Consider the following 22,621-nt stretch of genomic DNA (forward strand, 5'->3'; position numbering starts at 1 on the left):
TCCTATGCTCCTTATACGGCTTGAGGTTTCACGTCAATCGCGTCGCTGCTATATCCTAGCTTTCGTTCGCCAGCGCACCCCTCTAGCTTAAGGAGCCTTTGCATGACGCCTCCGGAGAACTCCAACCAGCTCCACATCGTCTTCGTATGCACGGGCAATATTTGCCGCTCACCAATGGCGGAAATCATTACCCGCGATGCCATGGAGACCGACATGCTCGATCTCCTCGCGCGCGTAGATTCCTGCGGCCTCGGCGGCTGGCACGTGGGCCAGGGCGCGGATGAGCGCGCCGTTGCTGAACTGCGCCGCGGCGGCCACGATGGTGCCGGCCACCAGGCTGCCCAGCTGGGCGAAGAGCACATGGACACGGATCTCTTCGTGGCCATGGACACCGGCCACCGCGATGCCCTCCTGGAGCGCGGCATCCCGCAGGAGAAGGTGCGTCTCATGCGCAGCTTCGATCCGAATTCCCCGGAGGATGCCAGCGTAGAGGATCCGTTCTACGGCACGGAGGAGGATTTCGCCCGCACCCGCGAGGAGATTGATGCCGCCGTTCCCGGCCTACTCGAGTGGATTAAGGCGAACCACGGCTAGATAATTCTTTGCGGCTACTAGACTGATCATCATGCTCAAGACATTCCTCAAGCCTGGGTGGGTGCTCTTTCTCATCTTCGTCGTCGCCTTTTCCTATTTCTCTTTCACTGTTCTGGCACCGTGGCAGCTGAATAAAGACGACCAGATTGTGGAGCGCAACCACCTCATTGAGGAAGCCTATGAGGCCGACCCCCAGCCGGTCACCAAGGTCTTTTCGGCGGATGGTTCCTTGCACAAGGAGTGGGAGCGCGCGGAATTGACCGGCCGCTACCTCCCGGAGGATGAGGTTCTCCTGCGCCTGCGCCCCGTGGAGTCCGCCCCGGGCTTCCAGTCACTGGTTCCCTTTGAAACCGAATCCGGCGAGACCTTCTTGGTCAACCGCGGCTGGGTGCCTACGGATGAGGGTAATTCTGTGCCCCACATCGACCCGGCCCCCACGGACAAGGTGACCATCGTGGGCATGGCGCGCTACAACGAGCGCGAGCACTCCTCCGCCCCCATTGAGGAGCAGGGCTACACGCAGGTCTATTCCATCAATACGGAGCAGATAGCAGAGCTTGTCGACGTCCCCCTCGCCCACGACTACCTCCAACTCTCCCCCGATCAGCCGGGTGAGCTTAATGCGCTGCCGGTGCCGAAGTTGGATCGCGGCAATCACCTCTCCTATGGCTACCAATGGATTGCCTTCGGCATCATGGCGCCGTTGGGCTTTGCGTATTTCGTGTGGTCCGAGATTCGGGAGCGCCGACGCGCCCGCGAGGAGGAAGCCCTGATGGCCGAGGCCACCGCGGCCGCCACCAGTGCTGGCTCCCCCGATGCGTCCGCAGACGTCGATATCTCCGAGCACGAGGAGCCTGCGAGCGAGCACCCCGAAGCCACAGCGCCTTCTGCCTCAGGACCAAGACCGGCGGCTGGAACGCAGCCTTCCCGCCGCTCCCGCTCGCGCTATGGCTCCGCCAAGCCGGACTTCTACGAGAAGATCCGCGAGCGCGGTCAGGAACGCTTCTAGCCTCGGCCCCCAAAGGGGACGATCATGAACGCGATTGCGTGGACGTGAGAAGCGACCGAAACCGAGATTTCCGAGATTGCCGGCTTTCTAAACATGGAGATTGCCGACAGTATTCTTGAAGCCGCTGGCTGCACCGCTGAGAACTGCATTCCCAACTGGGGCGAAGACATGGGCCTGACCCCGGAAAGTAGACACGTCGGGGGTTAGGCCCGATCGACACTCCCCACTAGAGCAAAAAGCATCTTTCACCCAAGCGCAAAGGCTTCCTTCTCATTCACGCGCGACCCTACTAAATATGGGTCAATGCGGATACCGATGCACCTTCCTGTGCTCGAACCAGGCCCAAATCAAAGAAGCCAAGAACAACAGTGGCGTAACCCACGCCAGACGATGCCACCAATGTGCTCCAAAGTATGATTCATCAGCACTTAGTCCTGCTAGATAATTGATTACAAGCGTTGCGATGAACAGCACTACAACGACAGTAACGCTCGACCAGTAGGCTGCGCTTTTCTGTTTACGCGTCAATGCCATCCTCCTCAATACATGTTTGCTGTGAGGTTACCCTCGTTTAGTGGACACCCTATTTGTACGGATCTTGTGTCCGTAAGAGAGGATGTTCATTGTGAGTCAACAGCGCAAGAAGTACACGCCGGAGTACCGGCGTGAGGCCGCGAACCTGGTAATCGAGTCAGAGCGCCCAATTGCCCATGTGGCTAAGGAAATCGGTGTTTCCGCCGGGCTTTTAGGCCGGTGGGTCAAACTCGAGCGTGAACGCCGAGGAGCCTCGGATGGGATGAGTGAGGCTGATCTTCGTGCTGAGAATGCTCGTCTGCGCCGTGAGTTGGCGGAAGCCAAGATGGATAACGAGTTTTTGTCAAAAGCGACAGCCTTCTTCGCTTTGAGGCAACGCGAGCAGAAAAGTTCGAACTAATGCAGCAGGAGAAGGCGAACTACAGCATCAAGCGCATGGCACGACTATTAAAAGTATCTCGGTCTGGATACTACAAATGGGCCCATGTGCAGCAGAAACGACTATCCGGAAAGGATGATCGGGCAGCATTTTACGATGATGTTGACCGTAAGATTCATCAGATTTGGAAAGACTCCGATGAGGTTTATGGTGCTCCGCGGATCACCGCAGAGCTTGCCGAGCGCTACCACATTTCGCTTAACCGTAAGACTGTGGCGAAGCGGATGCGCATGATGGGCATTGAAGGGATTTCACCGCGTGCCTTTGTCCCGGTGACTACAATCCAAGCCAAGCGTAAGTCGAGTCTTCCTGACCTGGTCAAGCGCATGTTTGATACTGGTGAGCTCAACCGAGTGTGGATGTCAGATATTACCTACCTTCGCACCGGTGAGGGCTGGTTGTACTTGTGCGCGGTCCGCGATGGTCATTCCCGCAGAGTGCTGGGCTGGGCTATGGATAGCGTGCAAGACACACACCTGGTCGAACGGGCCCTGCGGATGGCGCATACACTGCGCGGTGATGTTCCTGATGGGCTGGTGTTTCACGCTGACCGCGGAACGCAATTTACCAGTGAGAAGCTCTGGGAGGTCTGCAGCAGACTGGGCATTGCTCAGTCTGTGGGGCGTACTGGTGTGTGCTTCGATAACGCGATGGCTGAGTCGTTCTGGTCGACGCTAAAGACTGAATTCTACGACCGTAAGCGATGGCCTACCCGTGATGCTGCACGCAAGGCCGTTGCCTACTGGATTGAAGTCGTCTACAACCGTCGGCGCCGGCACTCTGCACTCGGAATGGTCAGCCCCGTCGACTTCGAGAACCACACCGGCGCAATCAACAGCAGAAAAGAAATAGCTGCCTAACCACTAGGTAGCTCCACTACGTGTCCACGATTTGCGGGCAACCCCAGCTGTTTTAGCGCGGGTTTGTGTGGTTAGTAGTCTCCCCCACCCGGATTACATCGTTCGGCCATTGTTCTAGGAAGCTTCACATTTGAGGTATACCCTAACCGAACACTAATTCCGGAACCATACCAAGTGTTCGCTAGGGTTAAACCCTGACCAAACCCCCGAACGCCAACACACCCAACTCAAAGCAGCCGGAGCAGTCCGCATCTACGCCGACCGCCAAAGCGGCCTTCGCCCTAGAGCACCCGCGGGCAACCGCCGAGCACGACGAAACCCCTCTCCGACTTAACGGAAAGGGGTTTCATTTGGTGCGGCCTGAGGGGATCGAACCCCCGACCTACTGGGTGTAAACCAGTTGCTCTTCCAGCTGAGCTAAAGCCGCAGTACACTTGGTGTGCTCGAACAAGATTAGCCCATAGGCACCCGCAGCAACAAATCAGGGTGTGATTCGACGCCGCGAATGCCGCCTGAGCAGGTATATCCTGCGGTTATTCTTTAGGGCTTCTTGGTGTAGCCGCGGGCCACGAGGCAGGAACCCTGCCACTCGCCGAGGCGCTCAGCCTTGGTCTGTACGAGGCCGGCCAGCTGTGCGGATTCGGAGATCTCACCCGGCTCCAGGTTGCCCGGCTTTCCAGCACCCGGGGTCAGCAGCCAGATGCGGCCGGAATCGCCCAGGGGACGGGTGGCATCCACCAGCCCATCGACCAAGTCGCCGTCCTCCGCGCGCCACCACAGCAGCACGAGGTCACACAGCTCGTCGGTCTCCTCCTCGAGGAAGTCCTCCCCCAACACGTCCTCGATGGACTCAGAAATCGTGGAGTCACAGTCCTCGTCCCAGCCAAGTTCTAGGGCAATCTGGCCCTCCTCGATACCGAGCTTGGCTGCAAATCCCGTCACTCGCTGAGTTCCTTCCGATGAAGTAGTTGATGTCATGCAGAGTATTTTAACGTCTACGGTGCACTTTTTCGCGTCGAACCGCCCCCGATCTCGCCCAGAGGTGGACATTTTCCCTCATAAAACCACCCGTGGGGGCCTCCGAGTGCCCCACCGCGAAAGGGGCGCGTATCCTAGAGCAAGATCTGTGTACTACGACCCAGGAGGATTTAATGGCCGACTTGGACGCCCACAACGGCGACTCCAACTTTCCCATCGTTCGCGATGGCGTGGCAGCATACCTGCATGACTCCGACCCGGAGGAGACCCGCGAGTGGATGGACTCCCTCGATGGTCTTCTAGATTCTTCCGATCCGGAGCGCGCCCGCTACCTCATGCTGCGTCTTCTTGAGCGCGCTACCGCTAAGCGCGTGCCGTTGCCGTCCCTGACGTCCTCGGATTTTGTTAACACCATCCCCACCTCCCTCGAGCCAGAGTTCCCGGGCGATGAGGAACTGGAGAAGCGCTACCGCCGCTGGATCCGCTGGAACGCGGCCATCATGGTGCACCGCGCGCAGCGCCCGGGCATCGGCGTCGGCGGACACATCTCTACTTACGCGGGCGCTGCCCCGCTGTACGAGGTGGGCCTGAACCACTTCTTCAAGGGCAAGGATGATCCCTCCGGCGGTGACCAGGTCTTCTTCCAGGGGCACGCATCCCCAGGCGTCTACGCCCGCGCCTTCATGGAGGGCCGCCTGAGCGAGGAGGACCTCGATGGCTTCCGCCAGGAGCACTCCCGCGGTGAGGGCAATGGCCTGCCTTCTTACCCGCACCCGCGTCTGATGCCGGACTTCTGGGAATTCCCCACCGTGTCCATGGGCCTTGGCCCGATCAACGCCATTTACCAGGCGCGCTTCAACAAGTACCTGGAGAAGCGCGGCATTAAGGACACCTCCAAGCAGCACGTCTGGGCCTTCCTGGGTGACGGTGAGATGGATGAGCCGGAGTCTCGCGGTCTGCTACAGATGGCTTCCCTCTACGAGCTGGATAACCTGACCTTCGTGGTCAACTGCAACCTGCAGCGTCTCGACGGCCCGGTGCGCGGTAACACCCAGATCATTCAGGAGCTGGAGTCCTTCTTCCGCGGTGCCGGCTGGTCCGTCATCAAGATTGTCTGGGGCCGCGGCTGGGACAAGCTGCTTGAAGCCGATAAGGACGGCGCCCTGGTCAACATCATGAACACCACCTCCGATGGTGACTACCAAACCTTCAAGGCTAACGACGGCGCTTATGTTCGCGAGCACTTCTTCGGCCGCGATGAGCGCACGCTCAAGCTGGTGGAGGACATGTCCGATGATGAGATTTGGGCACTACGCCGCGGCGGCCACGACTACCGCAAGATCTACGCCGCATACGACAAGGCGTTGAGCTACGCGGGCACCGGCCGCCCGACGGTCATCCTGGCCCACACCATTAAGGGCTACGGTCTGGGCCACAACTTCGAGGGCCGCAATGCGACCCACCAGATGAAGAAGCTGACGCTGGAGGATCTGAAGCTCTTCCGCGATAAGCAGGGCATCCCGATCAGCGACGAGCAGCTCGAAGCCGATCCGTACCTGCCGCCGTACTACCACCCGGGCAAGGATGCTCCGGAGATCAAGTACATGCTGGAGCGTCGTAAAGAGCTGGGCGGCTTCCTGCCGGAGCGCCGTGAGAACTTCGAGACGCTGACCACCCCGGATCTGTCCAAGCTGCGCTCGGTTCGCAAGGGTTCCGGCAAGCAGGACGTTGCCACGACCATGGCTCTGGTGCGTACCTTCAAGGAGCTCATGCGTGACAAGGAGCTGGGCAAGCGCGTCGTTCCGATCATTCCGGATGAGGCCCGCACCTTCGGTATGGACTCCTGGTTCCCGACTCTCAAGATCTGGAACCCACGCGGCCAGAACTACGTCCCAGTGGACCATGACCTCATGCTCTCCTACCGCGAGGCCACGGACGGCCAGATTCTGCACGAGGGCATTTCTGAGGCAGGCGCAGCTGCCTCCTTCACCGCAGCAGCGACGTCCTACGCCACCCAGGGCGAGGCGATGATTCCGCTGTACATCTTCTACTCGATGTTCGGCTTCCAGCGCACCGGCGACGCCTTCTGGGCCGCCGGCGACCAGCTGGGACGCGGCTTCATCATCGGCGCGACCGCCGGCCGCACCACCCTGACCGGTGAGGGCCTGCAGCACATGGACGGCCACTCCCCAATCTTGGCGTCGACCAACCCGGCTGTGGAGGTCTACGACCCAGCCTTCGGCTACGAGATTGCGCACCTGGTCCCCCGCGGTATCGAGCGCATGTACGGCGAGGACAACGAGCCAATCATGTACTACATCACCGTGTACAACGAACCGGTCAAGCAGCCTGCCGAGCCGGAGAACCTCGATGTCGAGGGCCTGCACAAGGGCATCTACCACTACAACACCGCTGAGTCCGGCTCCATCCCTGCCAACATCCTGGCCTCCGGTGTGGGTATGTACGAGGCTCTGCGCGCCCAGGAGATCCTGGCTGAGAACTACGACGTCAAGGCTTCGCTGTTCTCCGTCACGTCCTGGGTCAAGCTGGCTCGCGACGGTGCTGCCCGCAACCAGGAGGCGCTGCGCAAGGGCACGGAGCCGACCGAGGCTTTCGCTACCTCCCAGCTCAAGAGCTTCGAGGGACCGTTCGTCGGCGTCTCCGACTTTGCCACGGACCTGCAGGAGCAGATTCGCCCCTACGTCCCGGGTGAGTACATCGTCCTGGGCGCAGACGGCTTCGGCTTCTCCGACACCCGTGAGGGTGCTCGCCGCTACTTCAACATCGACGCCGAGTCCATCGTCGTCGGCGTCCTCGAGGGCCTCGCCCGCGAAGGCAAGGTGGAGCGCAGCACCGTAGAGAAGGCGGCCCGCGAGCTGAAGCTCGACGACCCGACCGCCACCGTCTCCACGTCCTCCGATGAGGACTAAGGCTAGAGCTTAAGGCCTCAAGCCCCTTCTGCCTGAGCAGGAGGGGCTTTCTCATGCTCAACTCATGTTCCAGCCCAGGGGCAACTGCCCTTGTTGCCAAAGCTCTGGCCAGATCTTGAATCAGAGGCTATAACTTTGGCAGAACGGGCAGTTCGACCACCACAGGAGGCTCAGCCAACGCCGATAAAAGGCTCAGCAGCCATCAGCGGCGAGGACTAGTTGCCGAGCACGCGATCGAGGACCCTGCCCAAAGCCTTAGAGACCTCGCTAGGCTCTTCCAGGATGACCATGTGGCCGGCGCCATCGATGACGGTCAGGGTAGAGTCCGGCCAGTGGCGGGCAATGACCTCCGATTGGCGGCGCGGGGTCACAATGTCATGCTGGCCCACCACGATTTCCCCCGGCACGCTGCGCAGCCGCGCCGTTGCGCCGTACTCGGAGTGCTCCACCAAATCATCGAAGAAGCCCGCGTAGCTCGACATCGGGGTATCCAGCAGCATCGCCACGTGGAATTGCAGCTTGTCCATCTGCGGGAAGCCCTGCAACAGCGCCGCAAACACCGGGGCGATGAGTGCTGCTGCCTCGAAGCGCACGCGGTTGAGCCGGTTCGGCAGCTTCAGGCAAGCGCGGTAGACCATGCCCAGCGTCTTCGATTCCAAGATGCGAGCCACGCCAGCGGCGGCAAAACGCTGCATCGAGGTGGCCACCAGCGCCATTCCTTCGACGCGATCAAAGACATCCCGCGGGGCGCGGCGTAATAAATTCAGCGCGATCATCCCGCCCATGGAATGCCCGAGGAGGACCAAGGGCCCCTCGGTGGCGCGCTCGGAAATCACGGCCAGCACGTCATCGGCCGCGCCCCGCACCGTGCACTGCGCGGGGGCGACGTGGGTGGATTGGCCGTGGCCGCGGACATCGACAAGCAGGCAGCGCACCGTTGGATAGTTACGGCGCACGTCGTTGACCTGGGAGTAGAAGCTCTCAGCAGACAGGCAATAGCCGTGGATGAAAACCGCGGTGACCTCCGCATCCTCAGGGCCCACCTCGTACCAGGCCACGCGCACGCCGTCGTTATCCACGAAGCCCGAGTCGCTCACTCCTGTCAGCCCTGGCTTTGTTGTGAGATCATGCAGATCGTTGTGGACGGTGTGCTCGACGGCGCGCATGCGGGGGCGAACCCGGCGCGACCAGCTGCGGGCGATGGCGGAGGAACGTGCTCGAATAACCATGACATTTCAATACTAGACTGGGCCCCATGGCTAATGACCTTTCAGCGCAACTCCAAGCCCGCTTCGGCTCCGCGCCGGCAGAAGAGAAAGATTCTGCCCCCGCCGGCGACGCCTATAGTGAGCTCACCCGCCTCATCACAAAGGTGACCGGCGTGGAGGAAGGCCTGGAGCGCGAAGCGAAGTTGGAGGACCTGGGGGTTGAATCACTCGAGCGCATCGAATTAGCCGTGCGCCTCGAGGAAGCCTGCGGGGTCCGTCTTAATGAAGAAACCATGCTCTCCGTGACCACGGTGGGCGAACTTGCTGAGTATGTGGAGGAACACTCGTGATTTCTTATCTTTCGGACATGGACGGCGTCCTCATCAAGGAAGGGGAGATGATTCCCGGCGCGGATAAATTCATCCAAGCGCTGAAGGATAACAACATCGAGTACATGGTTCTGACTAATAACTCGATGTCCACCCCGCGGGACCTGTCAGCACGTCTTCAGAACACAGGCCTGGATATCCCGGCGGAGCGCATCTGGACCTCCGCGACGGCCACGGCGGCTTTCCTCTCCAACCAGGCGGGGCTGTCCACGGCTTATGTCGTGGGCGAGTCTGGTCTGACCACCGCCCTGCACGAGGCCGGCTGGATTCTCAATGACCGGGACGCGGACTTCGTGGTCTTGGGTGAGACCCGCACGTATTCTTTTGAAGCCATCACCACGGCAATCAATCTCATCCGCGACGGCGCGCGGTTCATTGCCACCAACCCGGATGTTACGGGCCCGGCCCCGCAGGGCGTGCTGCCAGCCACGGGCGCTGTCGCGGCACTCATCACCGCAGCGACCAACCGCGAGCCTTATTACGTGGGCAAGCCCAACCCGGTCATGATGCGCAGCGCGTTGAATAACATTGGCGCGCACTCGGAGAACACCGTGATGATCGGTGACCGCATGGATACCGACGTCAAGTCTGGCCTGGAGGCCGGCATGCGTAGCATCCTGGTGCGCTCCGGTATCAGCGATGACCGCATCATCGAGCGCTATCCTTTCCGCCCGACGCGCATCATTGATTCCGTGGCGGACCTGCCGGAGCGTATCCTCGATCCCTTCGCGGACTAGGCCTTAGACCGCGCGCTTGACGACGCCCCGGAAACCGTACTCCCCTGCCAGCATCTCCACCGCGCGGCCCAGCGCTTCCAATTCGCTGGGCGTTCCGGTGAGCACTTGCTGGCAGCCGATTCCGGTGCAACCTGCGTTGGCGGCTTCCCCTTTAACTACGTTGTCGGCATCCGTCGTTATCGTGTTGTCGGCATTCATGCTGACAACGTCCCATAGTGGGTCGCGACGCCAACGGGTGCACCACTGGGCGGTCAGCGGGTCATCGCCGGGGACGATGAATTCGCTTTCACTGCGAATACAGCGCGCCATGGCGCGCTCAATGGCAGGGCGCAGGCTGCGCGGCATGCCTGAGATCTCTAGCACGGCTGTGCAGACCTCACCGCAGGCACGGTTGGGCCAACTATCCGCCGGGCTACCAAGTGGGGTGGCTGAAGCGGCCGGCACGGCGGCACCGGCCAGCTGCGGGTGAACGCGTTGATTCACTCCTTAAACTCCTTTGACGTGCGAGTGATGGCACGCCGGCATGCGCCGACGCAAGACGAGCTTCGTCTTCCCCTACGAACTTGTCTTCATCACGTCACTCGCGCCGAGGCGCGAACACCGCCTGGTGTGGCCGCAGTATGTGGCCACGCGGTGCGTCGTTGTGTGACCACAATTTTCCCTTGCCACTTGGGCCACAACAACCCTCAACCTGCACTTAAGCCCCCACAGCCTCAACAAAGACTTGAGACTTCTACCCCGAAATTCGCCCCACAAATCACTTGAACCACACAAGTTAACGCACGCACCATGCGCGCGTTGTCATCACAGCCCTCCCACTACCCCCGTCGCGGCGCACCGAAGGGCGCCGCGACGACGTCCAGGACCTTCGCACAACCGTGCCTAGCGCGCCTGGCACTCCTCCCAGATGGCCGTGTTGGACTCAGCCCACAGCGGCTTGCACCACTCACCAAAGTCACGGTCCGTGAGCGCCACCATGGCCCAATCACCCGCCACCCACAGGTAAGTCCCGCTCATACCGAAGTGACCCACGGTATCGGCCGGCAAGCCACCCATCCATTGCTTCTTCTCGCCGTGGATTTCAAAGCCCAGCCCCCACGTACAGTCCTTGAAGCTGCCATAGCCGGGAACGATGCCGCGCAGCCCAGGGAACTGAACGCTGCGCATTTCCTCCACCGTCGAAGGATCGAGCAGGCTGGGCGAATGTACCTCGGCAGCAAAAGCAGCAAGGTCCTCCACGCTAGAAACCAAGCCGTGCCCGGCCGAACCTTCCAGGATCGTCGCCTGCATGCCGAGCGGGGCACACACGCCTTCAGCAAGGTATTCAGCAAAGGGAATATCGGTGGCCTTTTCCACTTCCTCGGCGGCCCACTCATAGCCGGCTGAGGAGTAGATGCGGCGCTCGCCGACTGGTTTTTGTTGCTCACGAGTATCAAAGCCCACCCCCGAGGCATGGGCCAAAAGATGGCGCAGCGTGGAGCCGTCAGGGCCTGCAGGCTGATCCAGCTCCACCGCCCCTTCTTCGACGGCCACCATCACCCCATAGGCGGCCACCAACTTGGTCACAGACGCCACCGGGAAGCGGCGGGAGGTATCTCCCAGCTGCTCTACCACCTCGCCGCGGTGCAGCAGGGCGGCAGCAACGGTATCGACTGGCCAGGACTCAAGAGAAGAAAAAGCGCTCATGCGCTCCAGCTTAACGGGACTTAGCGCGGATCGATTTCGCAGCCTACCCCGTCACCGTCTTTGTCGAACTTGGATCGGAATCCCGGCTCCCCCGCATAGATGGGGCGCTCCAGTGCGTTCCACACGTCCAAACAGCGAGTGAAGGATGCCGGAGCCGGCTTCGGTGCCGGGGCGGGAGCGGGCTTGGCCGCAGGCTTCGGAGCAGGAGCTGGTGCGGGCGCGGGAGCTGGCTGTGGTGCCGGAGCAGGCGCTGGTGCGGGAGCCGGGGCCGGCGCAGGGGCCGGCGGCGAAGGAATCAGACCTGGAAGCGGATTCGGGATGATGCGCTGCTGCACGGCCCAGTAGACGCCGCCAGCAATTGCCGCGAGAATGGCTGCGGAAATGCCCACGCCAAGAGCAATCTTCTCCCCCTGGGAGGACTGCTGGAACTCAGCATCATCTTCCTCGCTGGAAGAATCAGAGCTCTGCTCAGAGGACTCAGCATCCTGGATGGAGGATGCAGCGTCCTGCTCGGAGGACCAATCTGCACCAGTATCAGCGGCGGAGGAGTCAGCGGCAGGAGCCTCGACTCCCTGACCAGCAGTCTCCGCCTGAGCAGGAACAACAGCGGATAAACAAAGAGAAACAGAGACAGAGGCGGCGAGAACCGCACGAGAGAACTTAGTCATAAAGATAAGTTATAGCCCGTGGTTCTTCCCCACAGGAAATTACGCAATGAGCTGGGGCTGGATTGCCCCCGACACACGCTTCGTTAACGAATGACCCCGCCTTGGCGATACATAAGGTGTAGCGCATTGCGCCGCTGCACTTCCCTATCACTCATATCTCTGGTGCGGCCTCTCCAAGCGTTTCCCGGCAGCACCTCTCGGTGCTGCCCCCTGAGTGCTGTACGGTGTTGCTGTCTCTCGGCGACGCTCTTCCAACCCTGTTGGGCTTTCTACAGGACCTACATCGCGCTGGAAGGCTCCGTGGCGTTCACGGTGGGCTGCTCATTAGCTGTTGGTGCAGCTGTTTCGGAGTATTGCTCCGCTGGGGTCTGCGTTGCAGGGGCCTGCGGATCCGCCGGGACATACGTGGCCTCGCTGTCCGGGGCGCTATCAGTCGGCGTCGCCGGCTGGCCTGCATCCGTCGGTTCTTGGCCCGTGGGCTCAGTAGCCGGGGCATCCTGCGGCGTGCTATTCGGTGCGGCCGAAGGCTCAGACGGTTCCGCGGACTCAGAAGCTGCTTCTGAGTCCCCCATCCAGCGCGAAGGCGAAAGCCATCCGGCATCCACCCCATCCGGGTTGGCAGAGAAAAGGAGCAGCAGGCCCACCACGCCGAGCGAGGCGAAGAGTCCCATAGTGGAGGCGCGCACGCGCCCGCCCAGCGTCCAGAAATACTGCCACTTAGTCTCCGGCTTATCGGCGCGCCAGATGCCGCCCTTGTAGTCGTCCTCTTCCTCGTCGTTGGATTCATCGGAGAACGCCGGACGGCCTGGGCCGTCATCCATGTTCTCCTGAGGCTCCTCGGCGGCATCCGCCACAGCGTCCGTAGCGATGACCTCCGTCTGCGCCTCAGCCGCGCTATCCGACGTCGCGCTGTGCTGCGAGAGCTCAGCAGTATCTGCCGCCGGCATGACGGTGGTGGGGGTGGTGGTATCGGAGGCATCGTCAAGCACCTGCGGGGCATCGCCCGGCAAGCCCTCCGCCGTGGGCAGCTTGTAGAGATCCCAGAAGGAGGACAGCAGGGCTGAGCGAATAGCGCGCTCCACCGCCCACTGGCGGGCGGGGTTTACCTGCACCAAGACGCGATACTGTACCTGCCAGGGCTGGCCAGCCGCAGTGGGTGCGGTAAGCCCGGTAGCGGGCAGGACGTCGAGCTCGCCAGCTACATCCTCGCGGATTTCCGGGGCACCGAGGGCGTGCTGAGAAATCTTTTCCACCTGCTCGGTGATCTCCGGCAAGGAATCGCCCTCATGAACCGGGATGGCAATATCCACCACCGCACGGGACCACTCTTGGGAGAAGTTCGTGACCACGCCGGCAGAACCATTGGGCACCATGACGACTTCACCGGTGGGCGTGCGCACCGTCGTCGTACGCAGAGTCAGCGATACCACGGTGCCTTCCACACCCGTCACGCCGTCGAAGCTGACGTAATCCCCCACACCGAACTGCTTTTCCGACAGGATGAAGAAACCCGCGAGGAAATCACCGATGATGGACTGCGCACCGAAACCGACGGCAGCCGAGACGACGGTCGCCGGAATCGCCGCGCCGAGGGGTGGCACCCCAAGATTGGACAGCGCAGCCAGCACGAGCAGGAAGTACACCACCGCCTGCGCCACATAGACCAGCGCCCCGGCAAGCGCTAGGCGCGCTTTGGTGGATTCTTGGTTCTCATCCAAACGGGACTCAATCACCCGCACGGCCAGCCGGCCGATACGCGGGATGAGAATGCCCAACAGAAGCATTCCCAACAGCGGCAAGCCATGGTCCACGATGGCCTGCCAGATGGCGAACATGTAGTACTTCAGCATTTCGCCGAGATTACTCCTTCAGGCTGATAGAACCCTTGGAACTTTAAGCGCGGTGGATGAGATAGTAATTCGGGGTGGGCTTCCACGTGAAGCCGGCGGGGACGATATCTGCGCCGTAAGCGGTGTAAGACTTTGTCGTCCACAGCGGGATGGCCGGCATCTTTTCCAGCAGCAAGCTCTGCGCTTCGGTGTAGTACTTCTGGGCTTCCTCGTGGTCTTGTGCCTTACCTGCCTTTTCCAGCAACTTATCGTATTCACGGCTGCTAAAGCCTGACTCATTCTCTGAGGAGTAGGAAGCATACAAGGGAACCAAGAAGGTCGATTCCTCTGGAAACTCCGCCTGCCAGATCGTGCGGAAGGCCCCGGTGATGTGGCGGGCAGTAACCTCTTTGCGCAGGTCCTTCAAGGTGCCAAACTCTTGGCCCTCCGCGGGAACGCCGAGGGTATCCGTCAGCTGTTTCGCCACCGCGTCAATCCACGTCTTGTGGCCGCCATCGACGTTATAGCCAATGCTGAACGGGCCCTCGAAGGGTTTTAGCTCTTCCGCCTGCGCCCACAGCTCGCGGGCCTTGTCCGGCTGGTAGGTCAGCACGTCGGCTCCTTCCGGGGCGGGCGGGGTGGAGCCAAAGAGGGGCGCGACGAAACTGGTGGCCGGAACCACCATGTCGTGGAAGACTTCTTGAGCAATTTTTTCGCGGTCCACCGCCATGGACATAGCGCGGCGGCGCAAGCGCCCAGCCTCACCGCGGAAATTCGCGTCATTGGCGGGGATGGTGATTTCCATGATGGAGCCACCTGGCTTAGTCAGCGCACGCTCACCCAGGTCCTTTTCGAAGCTGCCGAGTCTCTCCGACGGGATGCGCGTGAGCACGTCCAACCGGCCTTCGACGAGATCCTGGTAGGCCTTCTCTTCCGAGGAGTAGACAACGAACGTGATTCCCTCGTTTTGTGGCTTGCGCGGACCGTTATAGCGCGGGTTCGGCACGAGGGTTATTGCCTTCTCACGCTCCCAAGAGGCCAGCATGTACGGTCCGCTGCCGATGGGTTCCATTCCGCGCTCGCTCAACTTGTCTTGGTCTTCGGAACGCATGGGGAAAAAGACCGAATAACCCAGCCTCTCCAGGAATCCCGCCGTGGGACGTGAGAGCTGAATGAGGAAGGACTTCTGCCCCGTGACCGTCAGGCCACGCATAGTCTTGCCGCCCTCGTGGAAACCTAGGATCGGTTCAAAATGGTGCGCAGACAGCAGCGACTGGTTTACCGCGGTATTCCACGTATCGACGAAGTCCTCAGCAGTAACGTTCGAGCCATCGGAGAACTCTGCGTCCTCACGAATCACCACGTCATAGGTCGTGTCATCGACCTGTGTGATGGATTCCGCCATGTCATAGTGGGTATCACCATCTTCATCCAGATACATCAATCCGGAATACACCAAGTTGATGATGGTCTGCCCCGGCACATCGTTGGAATCAGCCGGGATGAGGGTGCGCTGCGGCTCTGAAATATCAGTGGTGATGAGGTCTAAGCCTGAGGTATCAATGCGGTCCGGTTCCGAAGCGCAGCTCACCACCGCAGGTGCCACTGCCCCCGACACTGCCAGCACCCCCAGCAGGCCCAGAAAAGAACGCCTCGACGTCACGCGCTCATCACCTCACTTTCACCCATACTTTAAAGCATCTAATCATCCCTCTTTTCATAGCGACGCATGAGCCTTTCCACCAGTTCATCGGTGAGCTGATCATCAGCCAAAATGCGGTCCAGAAGCTCGCGCGGTGAGGGCTCATCGGCGCTCGGGGTCTCATAGGAGTCACCGCTTAGATCCACACCGAAGTCGGAGGTTTCTACTTCCGCGGTGGCGGGCTCCATCATCTCTGACATCTCTGCTACTTCCTCGTTGAAGGAGTCGAGGAACTCGTTGGCGTCGATAGCCGCTTCCGCACGCCGCTTGCCGGCTCGTACCTCGCGCTCAATACGGCGTTGCAGTGCCTTTTCCATTTGGTTGTGGCGCCAGGAGCGCAGCTTCGTGGGCTCTAGGCGACGCCCCACGGCCCTACCCTTACTCTCCGCCTTACGCGCCATCACCATGACGTAGGCCGCGGTGTCATTGACTGGCGCCCACTCTTGGCGGGCAGGTACGCGCCACCCGGCCCAAATACCCAGCATCGTCATCACAAAGGAGACAATGGGGCCCAGGATGATTCCCCAGGCCAGGTAGCCGGCCGAATCCGCGCCCAGCACCACCAGGGCACAAGCCACCGCGGGAATCACGGTGGGGGTGTTATCCCCGAAGACGGCCGGCTCGCGGCCCATGGCGATATCACGAATCATGGATCCGCCCGTGGCCGTGAACACACCCATCATGATGCAGGGAATCAGCGGCAGGCCATAGGCAATAGCCTTGAGCGCGCCTGTCGACGCCCACAGCGCCGAGACCACCGCATCACCATGCGACTGCACATAGTCCCACGTCTTGCCTTTGAAGTAGACGAAGCGGGCGATGATGGCTCCGGTAAACGCCAGGTAGAGGTACTCCGGCTGGCTCATCGCGGCGACGGTTCCGCGGTTGATGAGCACGTCACGGATCATGCCGCCGCCGAGGGAAGAGAACATCGCGATGAAGAAGAAGCCCACGATGTCATAGCCGCGCTGCCGCGCCATCGTTCCGCCAATCATGCCCATGAGGAGGACACCAATGATGTCGGACCAGTAGTACAGCGACTCGATCAATGGGTCCATCTCGACAACGCTCATAGTGGTCATCGTAACGGGTAGCGAGCGGATTCTCGCATTAAGGAGCTATTCCTTGGAATGCTCCGCCTAAATGCTGACCTACGAGGGCTCAGAACAGGAGCTAATGCTCGTAGAGCTCGTTGTAGGCTTTCTCAATCCAAATGACGTAAAACACTTCCCCGTCTTTCCAGCCCGCAAAAGGGAGATTCCCTTTATGGCGGTAAACCCGGAATCTCTCGACATCCTGAAACTGCCGAGGAATCTGAGGAATAATCGCGCTTGCCGGAATAAACTCTGAGCCGAGTCCGTGCTTGGGATGCTGTGCCAGCTCTTTCCATGAAAGCACTGACCGTTTGTGCCATTTTTCTAGAAACTCTGCGCGCATCGAATCATCTAGTTCTTCGAATCCCCACCCCTTCTGCAGGAATCGCGTTGACAGGAGCGGATAGTCAGCCCGCGAGCTACGAAGAGCATCCACGACGCTTGAGGCTGGGGCGCTCCTCACCCCTCTGGTTGGCCTACTCCCCCGTCGTTTACTTTTCTTGCTCACAGCTAGCAGAAATAGTTCTTCAGATCGGCATCCGTTATTTCCAACCCGCGTTTGCCTTCGACGAAGTTCTTCTTCCAAGGAGATTCGGTGTGGGTTTTATTCCGCAATGCCCATGCGGAATAAGGACCATATTTGTCCCACACTTCAATCAAATCCTGCTCAACGTCGCGGTAATCATCCCAGTTGAAATCATCCGAGATGAACTCATCGGGGTCGATGGGAAGCTTTCCGTAGTGCTTAACGTCATGGTAGACATCTACGACTACTGGGCCATGTGCCCATGCTTCCATTCGTTCAGGAAAAAGCGGCAGACCATCAGAATTGCGCATATGCAGCCCCTTGGCGTAGTAAAGAAGCTTTTGAAGCTTGAGCTGCGTAATTTCTGCATCGTCAGTTTCATCAGCCCACGCCACGAACCATTCAGCTATTTGCCGCGCCGTATATTGTTCCATGTCTGCCCTCCTTCCAGTTCCTGCCAAGAGTACAACAGGCCCGAGACACGGCACCATCCCAACGTTCGAAACGACGTACAACGCACCCCAAAAAAGGACAGCATAAAAGGAATGAGCAATGGAAGCTTCGAATTGTGGGGCCACCGGGGCTCGAACCCGGGACCAACGGATTATGAGTCCGTAGCTCTAACCGACTGAGCTATAGCCCCGCGTATTCCCTGCATGCTTTTGCGCACACAGCGAATCCGCTCCCAGCAACATTAATCGGCGGGCCCAGAAAACGACAATTTAGGCCCCTGAAATCGCTGTCTGAACTTCGACAGCACTCTTCCGCCCTTTCACCGCCAGGGAGGAGCCAAGGCACGCTTCTGCTCACTTTTTAGTCGGGCTGGGTTCTAGGACGCTGGGTAAGCTGCCAGGCTTATTCCTCCTTTTTCATCCTTCTGGCTTGCCTGCGCGCGCGGCGTCGCGCGCGCTTTGCTGTGCGGATGTCCACGACCCAACGCGGAACAAAAGGCCACGGAAGCGGAATCCCAATCGCCCCCGTAAACCCAATAACCCCGATGACAAAAGCCGCCACGAGCGGAACAATCAGCACCGTTTCGACGGACTCGGGAAGGTTCGCACTTGCCAACAACCCTGTGACACCGGCCGCGCCCATAATGAGTGTGCCATAAGGATAAATGAAGAGGACGCCATCGCTTTCCGCGCCTGTTGCATCGGCTGAGTCGTACCACTCTTCTGATTGGGGATTCCTCCGCACGTACCGTATATAAAAGGTCCAGTAGGCCACCATGACCAGCACTAAACCGACGCATACGAGCAGCCCAGTGGTATCCCCGTCCATAGGATATGGCCTCCTGTGGTTGCTAGTTGCGGTATGTAAACAGACGCTACCAGCCGCCACTAAGATGAGTCCGAAATCCGGATGCGGGCACGCACCCGGTTCTAAAACAGCCGTCTATGATCCGGCATGCGTGAGCCTGTAGTGTCGCGACCATGAGGCTCCTTTCCTTTAGCGTGTCCAACTTCCGCAGCATCCGCGCCACGCAGACGCTTTCGCTGTACCACCATTGGCAGCACTCCACCGCGCCGAAGGAAGGTTGGGAGCAGGTCAGCGACCCCATCACCGTCCTTATCGGCCCCACTGCATCCGGAAAGAGCAGCGTCCTCAACGCCCTCGCCTTCGCCTTGCTCGCCATCGAGTCCTCCGCCACCACCTGGCTTGCCGACGCCCCACCCAACCAACTCCCCCACGCCCCGTACCGCCTCAACCCCCGCACGCAACGCCTACCCAGCACTTTTGAGCTGGAATTTGAGCTCGATGGCGTGCGCTATCTCTACGGCTTCCAGTGGAGCTTTACCGGCGTGCATGCCGAGTGGCTCAGCCGCGTGCCCTCGACCAGGTGGAGCCCCTGCTTTGTGCGCACCCGCGGTGAGGAAGTGCAGTGGACTAAGTCCTTTATGGACAAGGGGGATGTGGCCAAGCTCGGCCCCGTGACAGACACCGAGCTGATCCTGTCTGCCGGCCTGCGCGATGAGCACCCCATCCTCGCCCCGCTAGCGCGCGCCCTAGTGCACGACGTGGCCTACCTGCCGCACGGGCACACCGCGATGAACACTACCGCACGCATCACCACCCTTATCCGCACCGGCAAGCTCCACCTGCATGAGTCTGCCGCCTTGCTGCGCGCGGCCGATGCCGGAATCCACTCTGTGCGGCTCAACCAGGACCACATCCCGGAGCACGTCTTCCGCCAGATGCGCCCCGTCATCGACGCGCTCAGCCGCAATAGCGGCAGCATCCACCGCCCCAACGAGTTCAGTGCCTACTCCGATGCTGAGATCGAATCCCTGCTGCACGCCATCATCGTGGAGCACAAGACCGATGATTCCTTCTACGAGCTGAAGCTGACCGATGAATCCGGCGGCACACAAAACTGGATGGCCACCGCTCCCCTGATGCTGGATACTCTGCGCCGCGGCGGGATCCTGGTTGCCGATGAGCTGGATTCCGCCCTGCGCCCAGCTCTTCTCGACTTCCTCATCCACGCCTTTAACGAGCCCAGCATCAACGTCAACGGCGCGCAGCTCATCTTTGCCTCCCACGCCTTCAGCGCCCTCGAACGCGCCGGCGAGCTGGGCCTTAGCCCAGAAAGCTTCTGGTCCGTGGAGAAGACCGATGCCGGCGAATCGGAGCTGCACAACCTCAGCGGCACAGACTTGTCACTGGACAACCCCGACGCCACCCATCACTTCCTGCGCAAGCGCTACGGTATCGCTTCCCGTGAGGCCCTCAATGCCCTCAAGGAGCTCGTCACGGCCAGCGCGTGAGCAAGCTTCCATTCCCGCGTACAATCGGCGCCCCAGAACCTCTCAACCACGAAGGAGTTACTCATGACCGCCGCCTACACCACCGAAGCACTCTCCACTGGCTCTGGCCGCGATGGCCGCACCGTCGTCCAGGAATCTGACCTCGACTTCACCATGACTACCCCGAAGGAAATGGGCGGCAGTGGCGAAGGCGTTAACCCCGAGCAGCTCTTCGCCGCCGGCTACGCCGCCTGCTTCCACTCCGCACTGAAGGCTGTGGCGAAGGACAAGGACGTCGACGTCACCGACTCCGCCGTCGGCGCGCGCGTGACCCTCAACAACGGTTCCGAGGGCTTCTTCCTCAGCGTCGAGCTCGAGGTCACCATCCCCGGCCTGGCCCCAGAGGACGCCCAAGCGCTTGCCGACGCCGCCCACGAGATGTGCCCCTATTCCAAGGCCACCCGCAGCAACATCGATGTCACCGTCACCGTGGCGGAGGACTAAGAAAAGGCTCTACTGACGCGCAAGGACTTTTAATGCCTCGCGCACTGCTCCGGCAAAGTTCGGACAACCTGCCCGCTTTAGTGCATGATCCAACCCCCGAAAACCAGATTGTGTTTGCCAGTAATCAAGTTGCTGCTTCGTACATCTCAAGACTAAGTGCGGTGCGGAATCGTGAACGAGCATGAGGAAATCATCTGCGCTCACAATTTCGTAGTGCTGCGCATCAGAAGACATAGTTATGTCGTCCTGTGAGTTATCAGTCAAGACAATGTCAGCGTGCGAAGCAACCGCTGCAGCATGGACATGGTAATCATCCTGGTCCAAGCCATCGAAAGGAAGGTCCCCTGGGAAGTCGCATAGGATTTCCTCCATCACCGCCCCAACCTTTTTGACACGATCGTTAACAATCTTCCCTGGCGCTTTAGGGAATTTCCGCCGCAGAACTCGTATGACTTCCGCAAGTACGTCTTGCGACGTATAAAACACAAACATGCTCCCTGACAGGCACTGCAGCGCAAACAACCAATCAAGGATCGTACGACTCGCTAAGATGTTTGCATCAACGAATACTCTCTGCGGCATACTCAACAGGATACTGAGGGGACTAAGCCTACGCAGAAGCTAGCTTTAACCTGTTATGTCCATAGGGTTTTTGGACATGGAGTCCGGTGTCTTTTTGGACACGGAGTCCATGGATGTCTTGGACACTTCTAGCGGTTTATGGTTGCGGCCTGCGTTTCGGCCGGGGTTTGGATAGTTTCGGGTTCATCCGCGGTGGTTGGCGGTGTTTCATTCCTTCAACGAGGTTGATGTTGATCTGACCACCTGGTGGTCTGTGGCTCAACGTGATCGGCAGTGGCACGCTGAAGAGGAATTCACCGTCATGGGCCGTGTAGAACTCCGCAACGTTTTCGGCTGTGACCGTGGAGTAGAGTCTGCGGTTTTTAAACCTCAGACCAATGTAGAGCCCGAAACCGCACACGCGTACAACGCCGTCTTTGCTTACGCAGAGCTGGTCTGGGATATCCCAATGGTTTGTTGAATTTGTCGTCGGCGCCGTTAGTGTGGGGGTATCGGTGGGAGGTATGCCTTGCAAAGCTGCCATGTCATCGATGCAGGCCTCGTGTGAAGTTGCCGCTTCCGCGGGGCCGTTTAGCATTTCGGATACAGCTTGTGGATTGTGCGCTTGGTTATAGGCGACTACGCGGGCCCAGACCTGCTCAGGATCGAGTGGATGTGTAGGTGATGGTGCCTTGGGGAAGGTATCGAAGGCCTGGCGTGGTGTGATGTGCATTTTGCCGACGAGCAGTGATTGGTGCCGTCGTCGTTCGTTGTAGACCTGGCGATATTCAGCCAGATATGTGTTGACCTCAGCAAGGCTGACTGGGTGGCGTGCATCGAGGAACTGGGTCAACGTGCGGTGAGAGCGTTCGTCTTTTCCCTGGGTTGTCGGGGCGAAACCAGCAATAGCAAGTACACCTTGGCTAGCGAGCCAAGTTTCAGTAGCAGAGAGAAAACCACGGTGATAGGTGGCGAACGCATCGCCATTGTCGGAAAGGATTTCTTGAGGTTTGCCGTAGGCGGCGAACGCTGCGGCCAGTACGGCGCGCGCATCAGTACCGTTTTCTGGCAGAGCGAACGCTGTGGTTCCGACATCGAATCTGCTGGCATCATCGATAATCTGGTAAATCGTGACATGTGTGTGGGCATGGTCAAAGAGGCGGTAGACCAGTCCATCGATTTGCCAGAGTTCACCGACGAGATCACGGGCGAAGCGCTTATAGGAACTGCGTGGCCGTTTGCGGGCATTGGCATCAACAAATCCCAGCTCATGAAGCCACGAGGCGATTGTAGAACGCGACGGCGTGGAATCTGGGCCCGAAGTGTCAAACAAGAAGTAGTAGATCGACCAAGGCCCATAATCCAAGCCTTGCTCCATCAACTCCTGCCTGGCGTGGACGACTGCGATTTTATCGGCCTCGTCAAATTTCTTAATCGGATTCTTCGGGGCAGTCGAATCAGGCACAATACCTGCGCGACCCTTCTGCGCTATCCGGCTTTTGATGTTGTGGTACGTCTGCCGCGAGATTCCTAATTCTTTGCAAAACTGTGTGACCGTCTTGCCGTCACGAACGGGATCGAAATCTGCGACCTTTCTACGCTTATGCAATGGAATAGCCATCCGGC

The 22,621-nt window shown here is 59.8% G+C and carries 21 protein-coding genes and 2 tRNA genes; 8 read left to right on the forward strand and 15 right to left on the reverse strand.

The annotated features are described in order from the left end of the window. The first annotated feature begins 102 nt into the window (after positions 1 to 102). From CAURIM_RS09090 to CAURIM_RS09100, 3 genes are all read left to right on the forward strand, one after another. Complete coding sequence (locus tag CAURIM_RS09090) at positions 103 to 594, forward strand: low molecular weight protein-tyrosine-phosphatase (RefSeq protein ID WP_201827691.1); 492 nt, start codon at positions 103 to 105, stop codon at positions 592 to 594. A 31-nt stretch (positions 595 to 625) separates the two neighbouring features. Next, entirely contained in the window at positions 626 to 1,603 is a 978-nt protein-coding gene (locus CAURIM_RS09095; RefSeq protein ID WP_201827688.1) for an SURF1 family cytochrome oxidase biogenesis protein, read from the forward strand. 616 nt (positions 1,604 to 2,219) lie between these two features. Continuing rightward, a protein-coding gene (locus CAURIM_RS09100; protein ID WP_201827686.1) for an IS3 family transposase occupies positions 2,220 to 3,436 on the forward strand; the annotation gives its coding sequence in 2 pieces (ribosomal slippage) (positions 2,220 to 2,481 and positions 2,481 to 3,436; 1,218 coding nt in all). Between the two features lie 351 nt (positions 3,437 to 3,787). On the opposite strand, the gene CAURIM_RS09105 is transcribed toward CAURIM_RS09100, so the two are convergent. Both CAURIM_RS09105 and CAURIM_RS09110 read right to left on the reverse strand, forming a co-directional pair. After that, positions 3,788 to 3,863 (reverse strand) — tRNA-Val (locus CAURIM_RS09105). Positions 3,864 to 3,976: 113 nt separating this feature from the next. After that, the gene (locus tag CAURIM_RS09110; protein WP_046647091.1) at positions 3,977 to 4,414 is read right to left on the reverse strand and encodes a DUF3052 domain-containing protein; all 438 of its coding nucleotides are present in this window, start codon (positions 4,412 to 4,414) and stop codon (positions 3,977 to 3,979) included. A 173-nt stretch (positions 4,415 to 4,587) separates the two neighbouring features. Between CAURIM_RS09110 and aceE the strand changes: the two genes are divergently transcribed. Continuing rightward, entirely contained in the window at positions 4,588 to 7,344 is a 2,757-nt protein-coding gene (aceE, locus tag CAURIM_RS09115) for a pyruvate dehydrogenase (acetyl-transferring), homodimeric type (RefSeq protein ID WP_201827677.1), read from the forward strand. A gap of 215 nt (positions 7,345 to 7,559) precedes the next feature. Here the strand turns inward: aceE and CAURIM_RS09120 are convergent, their stop codons facing one another. Next, on the reverse strand, positions 7,560 to 8,573 hold the full coding sequence (locus CAURIM_RS09120; protein WP_201827674.1) for an alpha/beta fold hydrolase: 1,014 nt from the start codon (positions 8,571 to 8,573) through the stop codon (positions 7,560 to 7,562). 26 nt (positions 8,574 to 8,599) lie between these two features. Between CAURIM_RS09120 and CAURIM_RS09125 the strand changes: the two genes are divergently transcribed. Both CAURIM_RS09125 and CAURIM_RS09130 read left to right on the forward strand, forming a co-directional pair. After that, positions 8,600 to 8,902: an acyl carrier protein gene (locus tag CAURIM_RS09125; protein WP_070719527.1), complete on the forward strand. Its 303-nt coding sequence runs from the start codon at positions 8,600 to 8,602 to the stop codon at positions 8,900 to 8,902. Beyond that, positions 8,899 to 9,678, forward strand: coding sequence for an HAD-IIA family hydrolase (locus tag CAURIM_RS09130; protein WP_070643980.1), 780 nt, complete (start codon positions 8,899 to 8,901; stop codon positions 9,676 to 9,678). The genes CAURIM_RS09125 and CAURIM_RS09130 overlap by 4 nt, the downstream gene beginning before the upstream one ends. 3 nt (positions 9,679 to 9,681) lie before the next feature. Here the strand turns inward: CAURIM_RS09130 and CAURIM_RS09135 are convergent, their stop codons facing one another. The 10 genes from CAURIM_RS09135 to CAURIM_RS09180 form a co-directional block, all read right to left on the reverse strand. After that, the gene (locus CAURIM_RS09135) at positions 9,682 to 10,161 is read right to left on the reverse strand and encodes a hypothetical protein (protein WP_201827672.1); all 480 of its coding nucleotides are present in this window, start codon (positions 10,159 to 10,161) and stop codon (positions 9,682 to 9,684) included. 399 nt (positions 10,162 to 10,560) lie between these two features. Continuing rightward, positions 10,561 to 11,364 carry a serine hydrolase domain-containing protein gene (locus CAURIM_RS09140; RefSeq protein ID WP_070643984.1) on the reverse strand — a complete coding sequence of 268 codons (804 nt, stop codon included), beginning with the start codon at positions 11,362 to 11,364 and terminating at the stop codon, positions 10,561 to 10,563. A 20-nt stretch (positions 11,365 to 11,384) separates the two neighbouring features. Beyond that, the gene (locus CAURIM_RS09145; RefSeq protein WP_201827669.1) at positions 11,385 to 12,032 is read right to left on the reverse strand and encodes an excalibur calcium-binding domain-containing protein; all 648 of its coding nucleotides are present in this window, start codon (positions 12,030 to 12,032) and stop codon (positions 11,385 to 11,387) included. Between the two features lie 278 nt (positions 12,033 to 12,310). Next, positions 12,311 to 13,882, reverse strand: coding sequence for a mechanosensitive ion channel family protein (locus tag CAURIM_RS09150; RefSeq protein ID WP_201827666.1), 1,572 nt, complete (start codon positions 13,880 to 13,882; stop codon positions 12,311 to 12,313). Positions 13,883 to 13,925: 43 nt separating this feature from the next. After that, positions 13,926 to 15,524 (reverse strand): ABC transporter substrate-binding protein, encoded by a 1,599-nt coding sequence (locus CAURIM_RS09155; RefSeq protein ID WP_201827663.1) that lies wholly within the window; start codon positions 15,522 to 15,524, stop codon positions 13,926 to 13,928. Between the two features lie 38 nt (positions 15,525 to 15,562). Continuing rightward, a complete protein-coding gene (locus tag CAURIM_RS09160) occupies positions 15,563 to 16,636 on the reverse strand; it encodes a trimeric intracellular cation channel family protein (RefSeq protein WP_070527560.1) in 1,074 nt (357 codons plus the stop codon). Between the two features lie 100 nt (positions 16,637 to 16,736). Next, positions 16,737 to 17,093: a hypothetical protein gene (locus tag CAURIM_RS09165; protein ID WP_083311489.1), complete on the reverse strand. Its 357-nt coding sequence runs from the start codon at positions 17,091 to 17,093 to the stop codon at positions 16,737 to 16,739. Between the two features lie 74 nt (positions 17,094 to 17,167). Further along, positions 17,168 to 17,617 carry a Panacea domain-containing protein gene (locus tag CAURIM_RS09170; protein WP_070711510.1) on the reverse strand — a complete coding sequence of 150 codons (450 nt, stop codon included), beginning with the start codon at positions 17,615 to 17,617 and terminating at the stop codon, positions 17,168 to 17,170. A 135-nt stretch (positions 17,618 to 17,752) separates the two neighbouring features. Further along, positions 17,753 to 17,826 (reverse strand) — tRNA-Ile (locus tag CAURIM_RS09175). Between the two features lie 212 nt (positions 17,827 to 18,038). Next, positions 18,039 to 18,464 carry a hypothetical protein gene (locus tag CAURIM_RS09180; RefSeq protein ID WP_201827660.1) on the reverse strand — a complete coding sequence of 142 codons (426 nt, stop codon included), beginning with the start codon at positions 18,462 to 18,464 and terminating at the stop codon, positions 18,039 to 18,041. A 152-nt stretch (positions 18,465 to 18,616) separates the two neighbouring features. On the opposite strand from CAURIM_RS09180, the gene CAURIM_RS09185 reads away from it, so the two are divergent. After that, positions 18,617 to 19,951 (forward strand): AAA family ATPase, encoded by a 1,335-nt coding sequence (locus CAURIM_RS09185; RefSeq protein WP_201827657.1) that lies wholly within the window; start codon positions 18,617 to 18,619, stop codon positions 19,949 to 19,951. Between the two features lie 63 nt (positions 19,952 to 20,014). Next, positions 20,015 to 20,434 (forward strand): organic hydroperoxide resistance protein, encoded by a 420-nt coding sequence (locus tag CAURIM_RS09190; RefSeq protein ID WP_201827654.1) that lies wholly within the window; start codon positions 20,015 to 20,017, stop codon positions 20,432 to 20,434. A 9-nt stretch (positions 20,435 to 20,443) separates the two neighbouring features. Here CAURIM_RS09190 and CAURIM_RS09195 read toward each other — a convergent pair whose 3' ends face one another. Further along, positions 20,444 to 21,016 (reverse strand): PIN domain-containing protein, encoded by a 573-nt coding sequence (locus CAURIM_RS09195; RefSeq protein ID WP_201827652.1) that lies wholly within the window; start codon positions 21,014 to 21,016, stop codon positions 20,444 to 20,446. A 136-nt stretch (positions 21,017 to 21,152) separates the two neighbouring features. Then, a complete protein-coding gene (locus CAURIM_RS09200; RefSeq protein WP_201827648.1) occupies positions 21,153 to 22,616 on the reverse strand; it encodes an integrase core domain-containing protein in 1,464 nt (487 codons plus the stop codon). Positions 22,617 to 22,621 lie beyond the last annotated feature (5 nt).

Source organism: Corynebacterium aurimucosum, assembly GCF_030408555.1.
Taxonomy (GTDB): domain Bacteria; phylum Actinomycetota; class Actinomycetes; order Mycobacteriales; family Mycobacteriaceae; genus Corynebacterium; species Corynebacterium aurimucosum.